Raw genomic sequence first — 13,013 nt, 5'->3', positions numbered from 1 at the left:
ATCATGTTCGCTTATGTCATCCGGCGCGTCCTGCAGACCATCCCGGTGATGGCGCTGGTCGCGCTCTTCGTCTTCTCCCTGCTCTACATCTCGCCCGGTGACCCGGCGGCGGTGATCGCCGGCGACCAGGCGACGCCGCAGGATGTCGAGCGCATCCGCGCCTCGCTCGGCCTCGACAGGCCTTATCTGGTGCGCTTCGGCACCTGGCTCTGGGCGATCCTGCACGGCGATATGGGGACCTCGATCTTCACCAACCTGCCGGTCACCACCATGATCGCGCAGCGGATCGAGCCGACCCTGTCGCTGATGGCGCTGACGCTGGTGCTCGCCATCCTCATCGCCGTTCCCATGGGCGTGGTCGCGGCCTGGAAGCAGGGCACGCTGATCGACCGCGCGGTGATGGGCTTCGCGGTGCTCGGCTTCTCGGTGCCGGTCTTCGTCGTCGGCTACCTGCTCGCCTATGTCTTCGCGCTCGAGCTCGATTGGCTGCCGGTGCAGGGCTACACCTCGCTCAGCAACGGCGTGCTGCCCTGGCTCGAGAACCTGGTGCTGCCGGCGATCGCGCTGGGCGGCGTCTACATCGCGCTGATCGCCCGCATCACCCGGGCCACCATGCTCGAGGTGCTGCAGCAGGACTACATCCGCACCGCGCGCGCCAAGGGCGCCGGGCAGAGCAGCATCCTGTTCCTGCACGCGCTGAAGAATGCCGCCGTGCCCATCGTGACCGTGATCGGCATCGGCATCGCGCTGCTCATCGGCGGCGCGGTGGTGACCGAGAGTGTCTTCGCCATCCCCGGCCTCGGCCGCCTCACGGTGGATGCCATCCTGCGGCGCGACTATCCGGTGATCCAGGGCGTCGTGCTGCTCTTCAGCTTCGTCTATGTGCTCGTCAATCTGTTGATTGACCTCGCCTATACTCTCTTCGATCCGAGGATCCGCTACTGATGGCCTCCGCGAGCGTCCTCTCCCCCCTCGACGCCGCGACGCCGCCGGGCGTCGCCGCCGCCGCCCCGCTGCCGGACGTGCTGCCGCCGGTGAAGCCGAGGAAGGGCTTCATCGGCTTCCTCCGGCGCAACCCCACCATGGCCTTCGGCGCCGGGCTGCTGCTGCTGATGGTGCTGGTCGCCATCTTCGCCCCGCTGCTCGGCACGGTCGACCCGACGGCGCTGGCGCCGGCGAAGCGGACGCGCGAGCCATCCGCGCTCTACTGGTTCGGCACCGACATGCTGGGCCGGGACGTCTATTCCCGCGTGCTCTACGGGGCGCGGGTCTCGCTCATCGTCGGCTTCTCGGTGGCGATCCTGTCCTCCGTCGTCGGCCTCACGATCGGCATGGTCTCGGGCTATGTCCGCCTGCTCGACAGCGTCATCATGCGGGTGATGGACGGGCTGATGTCGATCCCGCCGATCCTGCTGGCCATCGCCCTCATGGCGCTGACCCGCGGCTCGGTGCAGAACGTCATCATCGCCATCACCATCGCCGAGATCCCGCGCGTCTCGCGCCTGGTGCGCGGCGTCGTGCTCTCGCTGCGCGAGCAGCCCTATGTCGAGGCGGCGGTCGCGGCCGGTACCCGGACGCCCGCCATCATCCTGCGCCACATCCTGCCGAACACCCTGGCGCCGATCACCGTGCAGGCGACCTATATCTGCGCCGCGGCGATGATCACCGAGGCCATCCTCTCCTTCATCGGCGCCGGCACGCCGCCGATCATCCCTTCCTGGGGCAACATCATGGCCGAGGGCCGGGCGCTCTGGCAGGTCAAGCCCTACATCGTCTTCTTCCCCGCCGTCTTCCTCTCCATCACCGTCCTCGCCGTGAATCTCCTCGGCGATGGCCTGCGCGATGCGCTCGACCCGCGCATGGCGAAGAGGCTCTGATCCATGGCGCTCCTCGAAGTCGAGAACCTGCAGACCCATTTCCGCACGCCGGATGGGATCAACCGCGCCGTGGACGGCGTGACCTTCCACGTCAATGCCGGCGAGACGGTGGCGATCGTCGGCGAGAGCGGCTGCGGCAAGTCGGTCACCTCCATGTCGATCCTGCGGCTCATCCCCGAGCCACCGGGCAAGATCGCCGGCGCCATCCGCTTCCAGGGCCGCGATCTGCTGACGCTCTCGGACCGCGAGATGCGCGCCATCCGCGGCAACGAGATCAGCATGATCTTCCAGGAGCCGATGACGAGCCTGAACCCGGTGCTCACCGTCGGGCGGCAGATCGGCGAGACGCTGCGCCTGCACCAGGGCCTCTCGGCCCGGCAGGCGGAGGAGAAGGCGGTGGAGATGCTGACGCTCGTCGGCATCCCCGAGCCGCGGCGGCGGGTGCGGGAATATCCGCACCAGCTCTCGGGCGGCATGCGGCAGCGGGTGATGATCGCCATCGCGCTGGCCTGCAATCCGAAGCTGCTGATCGCCGACGAGCCGACCACGGCGCTGGACGTCACCATCCAGGCGCAGATCCTCGAGCTGATGCGCGACCTGAAGCGGCGAGTCGGCGCGGCGATCGTGCTCATCACCCATGATCTCGGCGTGGTCGCCGAGGTCGCCGAGCGCGTCATCGTCATGTATGCCGGGCGCAAGGTGGAGGAGGCGGCGGTCGGCCCGCTCTTCAACCACCCGAAGCATCCCTATACCCAGGGCCTGCTCGGCTCGATGCCGAAGCTCGGCTCCTCCCTGCACGGCGATGAGGGCCGGCTGGCCGAGATTCCCGGCCTGGTGCCGAGCCTCAAGCAGAAGATCCCGGGCTGCGTCTTCGCCAGCCGCTGCCCGCAGGTGACCGATCTCTGCCGCAAGGTGGCGCCTGCCCTCGAGGAGAAGGCGCCCGGCCACGTCGCCGCCTGCCACTACGCCCAGAAAGACGAGGCTCTCGCGGCATGAGCGCAGCCCTTCTCGACGTTACCGACCTCAAGAAGCATTACCCGCTGAAGGGCGGGCTGCTCGGCGGCACCACCGGCTATGTCTACGCGGTGGATGGCGTCTCCTTCCAGATCGCCCGTGGCGAGACCCTCTCGCTCGTCGGCGAGAGCGGCTGCGGCAAGTCGACCGTCGGCAAGGCGGTGCTGCGCCTCTTCGACATCACCGCCGGGCAGGTGGTGCTGGACGGCAAGCGGATCGACGACCTCTCGACCAGCGCGCTGCGGGCGGTGCGCCGCCGCATCCAGGTGGTCTTCCAGGACCCCTTCTCCTCGCTCAACCCGCGGATGCGGGTGCGGGACATCCTGGCGGAGCCGATCCGCAATTTCGGCCTGGCGAAGGGCTCGAAGGACATGGAGGCCCGCATCGCCGCCCTGATGGACAAGGTCCGCCTGCCGCGCGACGCGGTGAACCGCTGGCCGCACGAGTTCAGCGGCGGCCAGCGCCAGCGCATCGGCATCGCCCGGGCGCTGGCGGCGGAGCCCGACCTCATCGTCTGCGACGAGGCGGTCTCGGCGCTCGACGTCTCGGTCAAGGCGCAGATCATCAACCTGCTGCAGGACCTGCAGCAGGAACTGGGCCTGGCGCTGCTCTTCATCTCGCACGACCTCGCCATCGTCGAGCACATGACGCACCGGGTCGCCGTCATGTATCTCGGCAAGATCGTGGAGGTGGCGCCGAAGCGCAGCCTCTTCGCCGCGCCGAAGCACCCCTATACCGAGGCGCTGCTCTCCGCCGTGCCAGTGCCGATGCCCGGCAAGGCGCGGGAGCGGATCATCCTGACCGGCGACGTGCCGAGCCCGATCAACCCGCCCAAGGGCTGCCGCTTCCACACCCGTTGCCCCTATGCCTTCGACCGCTGCCGGGTGGAGGAGCCGCGGCTGAACCATGTGGCGACGGCCCTCGATGCCGGCCATGTCGCGGCCTGCCACCTGCATGACCGGCCGGTGGCGGAGAACCCGCTGGCCGCGGCCAAGGGCGCGGCGCTGGTCGCGGCCTGAGCGCCGGCCCCGCCATGGCCGAGCGGGTGCTGCTGGAGGTCCGCGAGCGGCGCGGCCGGGTCGGCCGGGCGGTGCGAGGGACCTTCTGGACCTTCCAGGCGCTGATGCTGCTTGGCAGCCTCGGCACCTGCGCCGCGGTCGGGCCCTTCCTGTCGCGGGCCGATCCGGAAGTGGCCATGGGGGCCGGCATGTTCGGCGCCATGGCGCTCGGCACTCTCTGGGTGCTGTGGCCGCTCGGTACCCTGGTGCTCGGCCTCCTGCTCATCCTGACCCGCGGGCGCAAGCGGCTGATCGAGGCGCCGCCGCCAGTCGGGCCCAGACCGCCGGCTTGACCGGCGCCGGCTTGACCACCGCTGGGCTGACCGCCTCGCCGCCGCTTGACGGAAGCCCGGGGCGGGGCAACCTTTGAGACGATACGCGGCCGTGCGGCCGCCGGAACCGGGGGAGACGCGGGATGCCGCAAGTCACACTGACCGTGAATGGGACCTCCCATACCGTCGAGGTCGAAGGCCGGACGCTGCTGGTCGAACTCCTGCGGGAGAAGCTGCGCCTCACGGGCACCCATGTCGGCTGCGACACCAGCCAGTGCGGCGCCTGCGTGGTGCATGTGAACGGCGAGAGCGTGAAGTCCTGCACCATGCTCGCCCTTCAGGCGGACGGCGGCGAGGTGACGACGATCGAGGGCCTGGCCAAGCCCGACGGCACGTTGCATCCGATGCAGGAGGCCTTCCGCGAGTATCACGCGCTGCAATGCGGCTTCTGCACGCCGGGCATGGTCATGTCGGCGATCGACCTGGTGCAGAAGCACCCGCAGGGGATGTCCGAGAAGGAGATCCGCGAGGGGCTGGAGGGCAATCTTTGCCGCTGCACCGGCTACCACAACATCGTCAAGGCGATCGCCGCGGCGCAGGAGGTCATGCACGGCCGCCGCGCCGAGCTGGCGCCGGCCGCCGAATAGGCCGCCTGGCGCGCCACGGGGCGCCGGGCTGTGCCGCAGGGTGATTGACGGGACTGTCCGACCGCGCGGGCGCGACCCGCGCGGCGAGGCGATCCTGCTGCGTTGGGAGGCGTGGCGATGAATGTGGTGACACCCTTCGAGGGCATCGGGGCGAGCGTGAAGCGCAAGGAGGATCTGCGCTTCCTCTCCGGCCGCGGCCAGTACACGGACGACATCAACCGTCCCGGCCAGACCTACGCCCATATCCTCCGCAGCCCGCATGCGCATGCCGCGATCAAGGGGATCGACACCACCGCGGCGAAGGCGATGCCCGGCGTCGTGGCGATCTTCACCGGCGCCGACATGCAGGGGATCGGCGGGCTGCCCTGCGGCTGGCAGATCCACAACAAGGATGGCTCGCCCATGGCCGAGCCGCCGCATCCGGTGCTCGCCCAGGGCAAGGTGCGCTTCGTCGGTGATGCCGTCGCGGCGGTGATCGCCACGACGCGGGCGGCGGCGCGCGACGCGGCGGAGGCGATCGAGGTCGAGTACGAGGTCCTGCCGGCCGTCGCCACCATGGAGGCGGCGCTCGCCCCCGGGGCGCCGGCCGTGCATGAGGGCGTCGCCGGCAATGTCTGCTACGACTGGCATATCGGCGACCCGGCGGTGAACGCCGCCGCCTTCCAGGGCGCGCACAAGGTCGTCGAGTTCGAGCTGGTCAACAACCGCCTGGTGCCGAACGCCATGGAGCCGCGCGCGGCGATCGGCGACTTCGACCCGACGACGGGCGACTACACACTCTACACCACCAGCCAGAATCCGCATGTCATCCGGCTGCTGATGGGCGCCTTCGTCCTGCAGCTGCCCGAGCACAAGCTGCGGGTGGTGGCGCCCGATGTCGGCGGCGGCTTCGGCAGCAAGATCTTCCACTATGCCGAGGAGGCGATCGTCACCTGGGCGGCCGGCAAGATCGCCCGGCCGGTGAAATGGACCGCCGACCGCACCGAGAGCTTCGTCACCGACGCGCATGGCCGCGACCATGTGACGAAGGCGCGGCTCGCTCTTGATGCCGAGGGGCGGTTTCTGGCGCTGCACGTGCAGACGCTCGCCAATATGGGCGCCTATCTCTCGACCTTCTCAACCAGCGTGCCGACCTATCTCTACGCGACGCTGCTGGCCGGCGTGTACACCACGCCGACCGTCTATGCCGAGGTGAAGGCGGTCTTCACCAACACCGTGCCGGTCGATGCCTATCGCGGCGCCGGCCGGCCGGAGGCGACCTTCCTGCTCGAGCGCCTGGTCGATGTCGCGGCGCGCGAGATGGGCATGGACCGCATCGAGATCCGCCGGCGCAACTTCATCCCGGCGGATGCCTTCCCCTACCAGACGCCGGTCGCGCTGCAATATGACAGCGGCGACTACGAGGCGACGCTGCAGGAGGCGCTGAAGGTCAGCGGCTGGGACGGCTTCGAGGCCCGCCGCGCCGAGGCCAAGGCCCGCGGCAAGCTGCGCGGCATCGGCATCTCCACCTATCTGGAGGCCTGCGGCATCGCCCCCTCGGCCGTGGTCGGCGCCCTCGGCGCCCGGGCCGGGCTCTACGAGGTGGGCACGATCCGGGTGCATCCGACCGGCAGCGTCACGGTGCTGACCGGCACCCACAGCCATGGCCAGGGGCACGAGACGACGCTGGCGCAGCTGGTGACGGACCGGCTCGGCGTGCCGCTGGCGCAGGTCGACATCGTGCATGGCGACACGGCGAAGATCCCCTTCGGCATGGGAACCTACGGCTCCCGCAGCCTCGCCGTCGGCGGCAGCGCCATGGTGAAGGCGATGGACAAGATCGTCGCCAAGGCGCGGCGCATCGCGGCGCATCTGATGGAGGCCTCGGTCGAGGATGTCGAATTCGACCGCGGTACCTTCCGCGTCGCCGGCACCGACAAGACGAAAAGCTGGGGCGAGATCTGCCTGACCGCCTATGTGCCGCACAACTACCCGATCGAGGAGATCGAGCCGGGCCTCGACGAGACCGCCTTCTACGACCCGAAGAACTTCACCTATCCCGGCGGCTGCCATATCTGCGAGGTCGAGATCGATCCCGATACCTGCCAGGTGGAGGTGGTGAACTTCACCGCCGTCGACGATGTCGGCCGGGTCATCAACCCGATGATCGTCGAGGGCCAGGTGCAGGGCGGCGTCGCCCAGGGCATCGGCCAGGCGCTGCTCGAGACCGCGGTCTATGACGAGAGCGGGCAGCTCCTCTCGGCCAGCTTCATGGACTATCAGATGCCGCGGGCGAACGACCTGCCGCCGGTCAGCGTCGCCACCCACACCACGCTCTGCACCCACAACCCGCTCGGGGTGAAGGGCTGCGGCGAGGTGGGGGCCATCGGCTCGCCGCCCGCGGTCATCAATGCCGTGGTCGATGCGCTGCGGGACTTCGGCGTCCGCCATATCGAGATGCCGGCGACGCCGGCCAAGATCTGGGGCATCATCCATGCCGGCCAAAGGCTGGCGGCGGAGTAGGAGATCGGCCGACCGGTCGCCGGAGGGAGGCGCGGCAGCGCGCCGGCCTCCCGGAGGTGCAGACCGAGCGGCCCGTGCGAGGAGGAGCCTTTCCCATGTATGATTTCGCCTATCACAAGCCGACCACCGTCGCGGATGCCGTCAAGATCCTCTCGGCCGATCCGGATGCGCGGCCGATCTCCGGCGGCCAGACCCTGCTGCCGGCGCTGAAGCACCGGCTCAACAAGCCGACCGCGGTGGTCGACCTCTCCGGCATCGCCGAGCTGAAGGGCATCCGGCGCGAGGGCGACAAGCTCGTCATCGGCGCGCTCGCCAAGCATGGCGAGGTGGCGAACAGCCCCGAGGTGCAGGCGGCGATCCCGGCGCTCGCCCAGATGGCCTCCACCATCGGCGACACCCAGGTGCGCAACCGCGGCACCATCGGCGGCAGCGTCTCGAACAACGACCCGGCGGCGGACTACCCGGCGGCGGTGCTCGGCCTCGATGCGACGGTCGTCACCGACAAGCGCCGCATCGCCGCCGATGACTTCTTCCAGGGCATGTTCACCACGGCGCTGGAGCCGGGCGAGCTGCTGGTGGCGATCGAGTTCCCGATTCCCGAGAAGGCTGGCTACGCCAAGATGCGCAACCCGGCCAGCCGCTACGTCATGGCCGGCGTCTTCGTCGCCAAGACGAAGTCCGGCGTGCGCGTCGTCGTCAACGGCGCCGGCCCCGGCGTCTTCCGCCAGGCGGAGATGGAGAAGGCGCTCGCGGCCAACTGGTCGGCGGATGCGGTGGCCGGCATCAAGCAGGCCCCGGACGAGCTGAACGGCGACATCCATGGCAGCGCCGAGTACCGCGCGCACCTCGTCACTGTCATGGCCAAGCGCGCGGTGGCGAACGCCGGCTGAGGCAGGCCGGGAGGACGGGGCAGGGGCGGCCCAATGGCGATGCGCCGTCGCCCGATGCTGCTCGGCGGGGCCGCGCTGGCCCTGCCGATGCCGGCGCTAGCCCATGCGGATTGGCCGCAGCGGCCGATCCGCATGGTCATCCCCTATCCGCCCGGCGGGGCGAGCGACATCATCGCCCGGCTTCTCGCGCCACGTCTGACGGAGGCGCTCGGCCAGACCCTGGTGGTGGAGAACCGGCCGGGCGCCAACGGCTTCATCGCCGCCGAGCTCGTCGCCCGCAGCGCGCCGGACGGCTATACCCTGCTGATGGGCAATGCCGGGCCAAACGGCATGGGGCCGGCGCTCTACGGCAGCCGCACGCCCTTCGACGCGCTGCGCGACTTTGCCCCGGTCATGGCCGTCTCCATCGTGCCGCAGATCATGGCGGTGCACCCGGCCGTGCCGGTGCGCGACATGCCGGGCTTCCTCGCCCATGCCCGGGCGCAGGACGGGCGGATGAGCTACGGCTCGGCCGGCGTGGGTTCGGCCGGCCATATGGCGATGGAGCTGCTGAAGAGCCTCACCGGCATCCAGATCACGCATGTGCCCTATCGCGGCAGCTCGCCCTCGACGGCCGACCTCATCGCCGGGGTGATCCCGGTGAATTTCGACACCGTCCCGGTCCTGCTGCCGCATGTGCGGGCCGGCCGGGTGCGCGGCATCGCCGTCTCCTCGCTGCAGCGCGTGCCCGAGGCGCCGGAGTTCGCCGCCATCGCCGAGACCGTGCCGGGCTTCGAGACGGTGAGCTGGGGCGGTGTCCTGGCCCCGGCCGGCACGCCGCAGCCGATCATCGCCCGGCTCAACGCCGCATTGCAGGCCGCCATGGCGCGGCCCGATGTCGGCGGCGCCCTGGCGCGCCAGGGCATCCAGCCGCAGGGCGGCACGCCGGAAGCCTTCGGACTCTATGTCGCGGCGGAGATCGCCAAATGGACCGACGTGGTGCGCCAGATGGGCCTGACGCCGGACTGAGCGAAGCGCTGCCTGGAGCGTGATCGCTTGAGGTGGACTCACCGAAAAGCGTGACTCACGCGATCAAACAACGGCCTGGACCATGATCCGCGACCCTGTGTGAGCGGATCATGGTCTAGCGCGGATCGTGGGGGGGCGTGAACGCCCGGACGCGTGAATCCGCTCTGATAACAAGGCACTACAGCGGAGCAGCGTTCCGTATTGAACGCAGTCCGCTGTAGTCACGTGCCGAAGCCCTGCACCAGGCTGCCCGCCACCAGCCGCCAGCCATCGATCAGCACGAAGAAGATCAGCTTGAAGGGCAGCGCCACGACGTTCGGCGGCAGCATCATCATGCCGAGCGACATCAGCAGGCTGGCCACCACCATGTCGAGCACGAGGAAGGGCAGGAAGAGCAGGAAGCCGATTTCGAAGGCGCGCTTCAGCTCGCTCACCAGGAAGGCCGGCAGCAGCGCCCGCCAGGGGATCTGATCCGCCGCCGCGCCGTCGGGCACCGGCGGCAGCTTGGCGAGGTCGAGGAAGAGCGAGAGATCAGCCTCCCCCACCTGATCCGCCATGAAGCGGCGGAAGGGCTCGGCCGCGGCGGTGAGCCCGTCGATCTCGCCGATGCGGCCCTGCATCAGGGGCTGGATGCCGCCGGTCCAGCTCTGGTCGAGCACCGGCTGCATGACAAACAGGGTGAGGAACAGCGCCAGCCCGATCAGCACCGGGTTGGGTGGCACGCCCTGCGCGCCGATGGCGCTGCGCAGCAGCGACAGGACGATGACGATGCGCGTGAAGGCGGTCGCCATCACCAGCAGGGAGGGGGCGAGGGAGAGCACGCCGATCAGCGCCGTGAGCTGCACCAGGCGCGAGGTGGCGCCGGCCTGCCCGGCGGCGCCGAGATCGATGCTGACGCTCTGCGCCGCCGCCGGCAGCGCCATGGCCGAAAGCAGCGCGACCCAGCCAAGGAGTCTCATCGCGCGCCTTGCTCCGGAAGCCAGCCGAGGACGGTATCCTGGGTGCCGCCGGTCAGCAGCAGCAGGCCCCGCCCGTCGCAGCGGACCAGCAGCAGGCGGCGGCGCGGGTCGAGGGCGAGCGATTCCTCGAGGGCGAGGCGGCGGCCGGGCCGGACCCGACGGCCGCCGCGCAGCGCCCGGATGGCGAGCCAGATCGGCACCACCAGGATGGCGAGGGCACCCGCCGCGCGGAGCAGCATGTCGGTATCCAGGGTCAAGCTTCGGCCTCCTGCCGCAAGAGAAGGGCTGATCACCCGGGCTGCAGGGCGCCCCGCAGCGCATCGACCTCGGCCAGCAGGACGAGCAGCGCCGGCAGCATGGCGCGGCCCGCCTCGCGCGGGAGCAGCGTGACGGCGGCGCAGAGGGCCGCCGTGCCGCCATCGAGCCCACCGAGATCGACCTCCCGGCCGGATTCGACCAGGGCGCGGGCGACAGCCAGGGTGCCGTGCATCGCTTCGATGGCGGCCAGGGTGGGGGCGGGGTCGGGACTGCTCATGCCGGCAGCTTTTGCCGGCAGTGGTTAAGAAAGCCTCGTCGCGGCGCGAGGCGACGGATTTACCGAATCTTCGCCCGGCGCCGGCAAGGCTTGGGGCATGGACCCGTCGCAGAGCCCGACCCTCGCCCTTGCCGAACGCCGGCTCGCTTGGCTCGACGCCCGGCAGCGCGTCCTGGCGCAGAACATCGCCAATGCCGACACGCCCGGCTACCGCCCGCGCGATCTCGGCGACTTTGCCCGGCTCGTCGCCCGGCAGGGCGGCGCCGATCTCGGGATGGCCCGCACCGATGCGCAGCATCTCGGCAGCACGGGCATCGCCCGGGCGGTGGCGGAGCGGCATCCGGCCGAGGTCGCACCGAACGGCAACGCCGTCTCGCTCGATGTCGAGGCGATGAAGGTCGCCGATACCGACAACGCGCATGCGCTTGCCATCGGGCTGCACCGGCGCTGGCTCGGCCTGTTCCGCACCGCCCTCGGCCGCTCGCAATAGGGAGCTGACCTCGCATGGACCTCGAAAAGGCGCTGCGCATCTCCGCCGCCGGCATGGCGGCGCAATCCACCCGGTTGCGGGTGGTGGCGGAGAACCTCGCCAACCAGGACAGCACCGGCGAATCGCCGGGCGCCGATCCCTACCGGCGCCGGACGGTCACCTTCGGCAGCCATCTCGACCGCGCCCTCGGCGCCGAGACGGTGGCGGTGCGGCGCATCGGCACGGCGCCCGACGACTTCCCGGAGGTGCACGATCCCGGCCATCCGGCGGCCGATACCCGGGGCTACGTCAAGCGCCCGAATGTCGACAGCATGGTCGAGATGATGGACATGCGGGAGGCGCAGCGCAGCTACAGCGCCAACCTCTCGGTGCTCGAGGTCACGCGCGGCATGCTGACCCGCACCATCGAGGCGCTGCGCTGATGCCGGCCTCCCTCGCCCCGGTGCAGGCGGCCGCCGCCTATCGCAGCGTGCAGGCGCAGGCCGGCGGCGCGGAGGGCGCCGGCGGCTTCGGCGAGACGTTGCGCCGCGCCGCCAAGGGCGCGGTCGAGATCGGCCATGCCGCCGATGCCGCCAGCACACAGGCGCTGCTCGGCCAGGGCAGCGTCACCGATGTCGTGCTCGCCGTGTCGCGCGCCGAGATGGCGCTGCAGACCGCGGTGACGCTGCGCGACAAGGTGGTCTCGGCCTATCAGGACGTCATGCGGATGCCGATCTAGCCCGTGGACGGCGATCCGACCGCGCTGGCGCTGCGCGAGGCGCTGTGGCTGGCTCTGCAGCTCGCCTGGCCGCCGCTCCTGGCGATGCTCGGCATCGGCCTCCTGGTCTCGGTGCTGCAGGCGATGACCCAGATCCAGGAGCAGACGCTCGCCTTCCTGCCGAAGCTCGCCGCCATGGCAGTGGTGCTGACGTTGCTCGCCCCGCGCATGACGCTCGCCGTGCAGGGCTATGCCGGGCAGCTCTACGAACGAATCGTCGAGATCGGGGCGACGCCGCGGTGAGCGAGCCGCTGCCGGACCTGGTCTTCCACGCCATGCTGGTCGTCGCGCGTATCGGCGCGGCGGTGATGCTGCTGCCGGGCCTCGGCGCGGCCGAGGTGCCGGCGACGATCCGCCTCGCTTTGGTCCTCGGCCTCAGCGCGCTGGTCCTGCCGCTGGCGCAGCCCGGCCTGCCGCCGATGACCGAGGACGTGCCGGCGCTGCTCCGCCTGCTGGCGATCGAGACGGTGATCGGCCTCTGGCTCGGCACGCTGGCGCGACTGCTGGAGCTGGCGCTCTCCCAGGCCGGGCAGGTGATGGCGCTGATGGTGGGGCTGGCGAGCCCGCTGCAGGGCGATGCCGCCTTCGGCGCGCAGGGCACCGTGCTATCGCGCTTCTTCGGCCTCGCCGCGGCGGTGCTGGTGCTCTCGACCGGGCTCTACGCGCTGCCGCTGCGGGCGCTGGCCGAGAGCTATGCGGTGCTGCCAGCGGGGGACGGCCTGCCGGTGCCGGCGCAGGCGGCGAGCCTGGCGCAGGCGGTGGCGGACAGCCTCTCGCTGGCGCTGCGCCTCGCCGCGCCGCTGGTGCTGGCCAATATCGTCGGGCAGTTCGCCCTCGGCCTGCTGTCGCGGCTGGCGCCGCAGGTCCAGGTCTTCACGCTCTCCGCCCCTGGCCAGATCCTCGGCGGGTTGCTGCTGCTGGCGATGTTGCTGCCGGCCCTGCTCGGCACCTGGCTGGCGGCGATGCGAGACCGGCTGTCCGCGCTGCCTGGCCTGTCCTGAGCC

At 70.6% G+C, this 13,013-nt stretch carries 17 protein-coding genes; 14 read left to right on the top strand and 3 right to left on the bottom strand.

Features of this window, described 5'->3' with window-relative positions; all coding sequences use genetic code 11:
* Window positions 1-3 precede the first annotated feature (3 nt).
* The 9 genes from HJG45_RS04450 (at window position 4) to HJG45_RS04410 (ending at window position 9,268) form a co-directional block, all read left to right on the top strand.
* A complete protein-coding gene (locus HJG45_RS04450; protein WP_171610891.1) occupies window positions 4-945 on the top strand; it encodes an ABC transporter permease in 942 nt (313 codons plus the stop codon).
* Complete coding sequence (locus HJG45_RS04445) at window positions 945-1,877, top strand: ABC transporter permease (RefSeq protein ID WP_171610890.1); 933 nt, start codon at window positions 945-947, stop codon at window positions 1,875-1,877. Before HJG45_RS04450 ends, HJG45_RS04445 begins: the two co-directional genes overlap by 1 nt.
* 3 nt (window positions 1,878-1,880) lie before the next feature.
* Entirely contained in the window at window positions 1,881-2,873 is a 993-nt protein-coding gene (locus HJG45_RS04440) for an ABC transporter ATP-binding protein (RefSeq protein WP_171610889.1), read from the top strand.
* Window positions 2,870-3,910, top strand: a complete 1,041-nt coding sequence (locus tag HJG45_RS04435; RefSeq protein ID WP_171610888.1) for an ABC transporter ATP-binding protein — start codon at window positions 2,870-2,872, stop codon at window positions 3,908-3,910. Before HJG45_RS04440 ends, HJG45_RS04435 begins: the two co-directional genes overlap by 4 nt.
* Window positions 3,911-3,924: 14 nt before the next feature.
* On the top strand, window positions 3,925-4,242 hold the full coding sequence (locus tag HJG45_RS04430; protein ID WP_171610887.1) for a hypothetical protein: 318 nt from the start codon (window positions 3,925-3,927) through the stop codon (window positions 4,240-4,242).
* Window positions 4,243-4,364: 122 nt separating this feature from the next.
* On the top strand, window positions 4,365-4,868 hold the full coding sequence (locus HJG45_RS04425; protein WP_171610886.1) for a (2Fe-2S)-binding protein: 504 nt from the start codon (window positions 4,365-4,367) through the stop codon (window positions 4,866-4,868).
* Between the two features lie 117 nt (window positions 4,869-4,985).
* Entirely contained in the window at window positions 4,986-7,370 is a 2,385-nt protein-coding gene (locus HJG45_RS04420) for a xanthine dehydrogenase family protein molybdopterin-binding subunit (RefSeq protein WP_171610885.1), read from the top strand.
* A 95-nt stretch (window positions 7,371-7,465) separates the two neighbouring features.
* Complete coding sequence (locus HJG45_RS04415; RefSeq protein WP_171610884.1) at window positions 7,466-8,260, top strand: xanthine dehydrogenase family protein subunit M; 795 nt, start codon at window positions 7,466-7,468, stop codon at window positions 8,258-8,260.
* Between the two features lie 39 nt (window positions 8,261-8,299).
* Window positions 8,300-9,268, top strand: coding sequence for a tripartite tricarboxylate transporter substrate binding protein (locus HJG45_RS04410; RefSeq protein ID WP_171610883.1), 969 nt, complete (start codon window positions 8,300-8,302; stop codon window positions 9,266-9,268).
* Window positions 9,269-9,489: 221 nt separating this feature from the next.
* Here HJG45_RS04410 and fliP read toward each other — a convergent pair whose 3' ends face one another.
* The 3 genes from fliP to HJG45_RS04395 are packed head-to-tail and all read right to left on the bottom strand — an operon-like array spanning window position 9,490 to window position 10,762.
* Window positions 9,490-10,227 carry a flagellar type III secretion system pore protein FliP gene (gene fliP, locus HJG45_RS04405; protein WP_171610882.1) on the bottom strand — a complete coding sequence of 246 codons (738 nt, stop codon included), beginning with the start codon at window positions 10,225-10,227 and terminating at the stop codon, window positions 9,490-9,492.
* The gene (locus HJG45_RS04400) at window positions 10,224-10,484 is read right to left on the bottom strand and encodes a flagellar biosynthetic protein FliO (protein ID WP_217362816.1); all 261 of its coding nucleotides are present in this window, start codon (window positions 10,482-10,484) and stop codon (window positions 10,224-10,226) included. The genes fliP and HJG45_RS04400 overlap by 4 nt, the downstream gene beginning before the upstream one ends.
* 32 nt (window positions 10,485-10,516) lie before the next feature.
* Window positions 10,517-10,762 (bottom strand): hypothetical protein, encoded by a 246-nt coding sequence (locus tag HJG45_RS04395; RefSeq protein ID WP_171610881.1) that lies wholly within the window; start codon window positions 10,760-10,762, stop codon window positions 10,517-10,519.
* A gap of 97 nt (window positions 10,763-10,859) precedes the next feature.
* Between HJG45_RS04395 and flgB the strand changes: the two genes are divergently transcribed.
* The 5 genes from flgB to HJG45_RS04370 are packed head-to-tail and all read left to right on the top strand — an operon-like array spanning window position 10,860 to window position 13,010.
* The gene (gene flgB / locus HJG45_RS04390) at window positions 10,860-11,252 is read left to right on the top strand and encodes a flagellar basal body rod protein FlgB (RefSeq protein ID WP_171610880.1); all 393 of its coding nucleotides are present in this window, start codon (window positions 10,860-10,862) and stop codon (window positions 11,250-11,252) included.
* 14 nt (window positions 11,253-11,266) lie between these two features.
* Window positions 11,267-11,674: a flagellar basal body rod protein FlgC gene (gene flgC / locus HJG45_RS04385; RefSeq protein WP_171610879.1), complete on the top strand. Its 408-nt coding sequence runs from the start codon at window positions 11,267-11,269 to the stop codon at window positions 11,672-11,674.
* Entirely contained in the window at window positions 11,674-11,970 is a 297-nt protein-coding gene (locus HJG45_RS04380) for a flagellar hook-basal body complex protein FliE (RefSeq protein WP_171610878.1), read from the top strand. The genes flgC and HJG45_RS04380 overlap by 1 nt, the downstream gene beginning before the upstream one ends.
* Before the next feature lie 3 nt (window positions 11,971-11,973).
* Window positions 11,974-12,252, top strand: coding sequence for a flagellar biosynthetic protein FliQ (locus HJG45_RS04375; RefSeq protein ID WP_171610877.1), 279 nt, complete (start codon window positions 11,974-11,976; stop codon window positions 12,250-12,252).
* Complete coding sequence (locus HJG45_RS04370; protein ID WP_368040507.1) at window positions 12,249-13,010, top strand: flagellar biosynthetic protein FliR; 762 nt, start codon at window positions 12,249-12,251, stop codon at window positions 13,008-13,010. The genes HJG45_RS04375 and HJG45_RS04370 overlap by 4 nt, the downstream gene beginning before the upstream one ends.
* The last annotated feature ends 3 nt before the right edge of the window (window positions 13,011-13,013 follow it).

Source organism: Roseicella sp. DB1501 (assembly GCF_013112485.1).
Taxonomy (GTDB): domain Bacteria; phylum Pseudomonadota; class Alphaproteobacteria; order Acetobacterales; family Acetobacteraceae; genus Paracraurococcus.
Note: the sequence above shows the minus strand (reverse complement) of the source record. Positions and strands in the feature narration are given on the sequence as shown.

What these genes read in the sequence shown, in the direction of transcription:
- HJG45_RS04380 (WP_171610878.1), top strand. Translation starts at nt 11,674, where the DNA reads ATGCCGGCCTCCCTCGCCCCGGTGCAGGCGGCCGCCGCCTATCGCAGC.
- HJG45_RS04430 (WP_171610887.1), top strand. Translation starts at nt 3,925, where the DNA reads ATGGCCGAGCGGGTGCTGCTGGAGGTCCGCGAGCGGCGCGGCCGGGTC.
- flgB (WP_171610880.1), top strand. Translation starts at nt 10,860, where the DNA reads ATGGACCCGTCGCAGAGCCCGACCCTCGCCCTTGCCGAACGCCGGCTC.
- HJG45_RS04410 (WP_171610883.1), top strand. Translation starts at nt 8,300, where the DNA reads ATGCGCCGTCGCCCGATGCTGCTCGGCGGGGCCGCGCTGGCCCTGCCG.
- HJG45_RS04450 (WP_171610891.1), top strand. Translation starts at nt 4, where the DNA reads ATGTTCGCTTATGTCATCCGGCGCGTCCTGCAGACCATCCCGGTGATG.
- fliP (WP_171610882.1), bottom strand. Translation starts at nt 10,227, where the DNA reads ATGAGACTCCTTGGCTGGGTCGCGCTGCTTTCGGCCATGGCGCTGCCG.
- HJG45_RS04440 (WP_171610889.1), top strand. Translation starts at nt 1,881, where the DNA reads ATGGCGCTCCTCGAAGTCGAGAACCTGCAGACCCATTTCCGCACGCCG.
- HJG45_RS04415 (WP_171610884.1), top strand. Translation starts at nt 7,466, where the DNA reads ATGTATGATTTCGCCTATCACAAGCCGACCACCGTCGCGGATGCCGTC.
- flgC (WP_171610879.1), top strand. Translation starts at nt 11,267, where the DNA reads ATGGACCTCGAAAAGGCGCTGCGCATCTCCGCCGCCGGCATGGCGGCG.
- HJG45_RS04420 (WP_171610885.1), top strand. Translation starts at nt 4,986, where the DNA reads ATGAATGTGGTGACACCCTTCGAGGGCATCGGGGCGAGCGTGAAGCGC.
- HJG45_RS04445 (WP_171610890.1), top strand. Translation starts at nt 945, where the DNA reads ATGGCCTCCGCGAGCGTCCTCTCCCCCCTCGACGCCGCGACGCCGCCG.
- HJG45_RS04425 (WP_171610886.1), top strand. Translation starts at nt 4,365, where the DNA reads ATGCCGCAAGTCACACTGACCGTGAATGGGACCTCCCATACCGTCGAG.
- HJG45_RS04435 (WP_171610888.1), top strand. Translation starts at nt 2,870, where the DNA reads ATGAGCGCAGCCCTTCTCGACGTTACCGACCTCAAGAAGCATTACCCG.
- HJG45_RS04395 (WP_171610881.1), bottom strand. Translation starts at nt 10,762, where the DNA reads ATGAGCAGTCCCGACCCCGCCCCCACCCTGGCCGCCATCGAAGCGATG.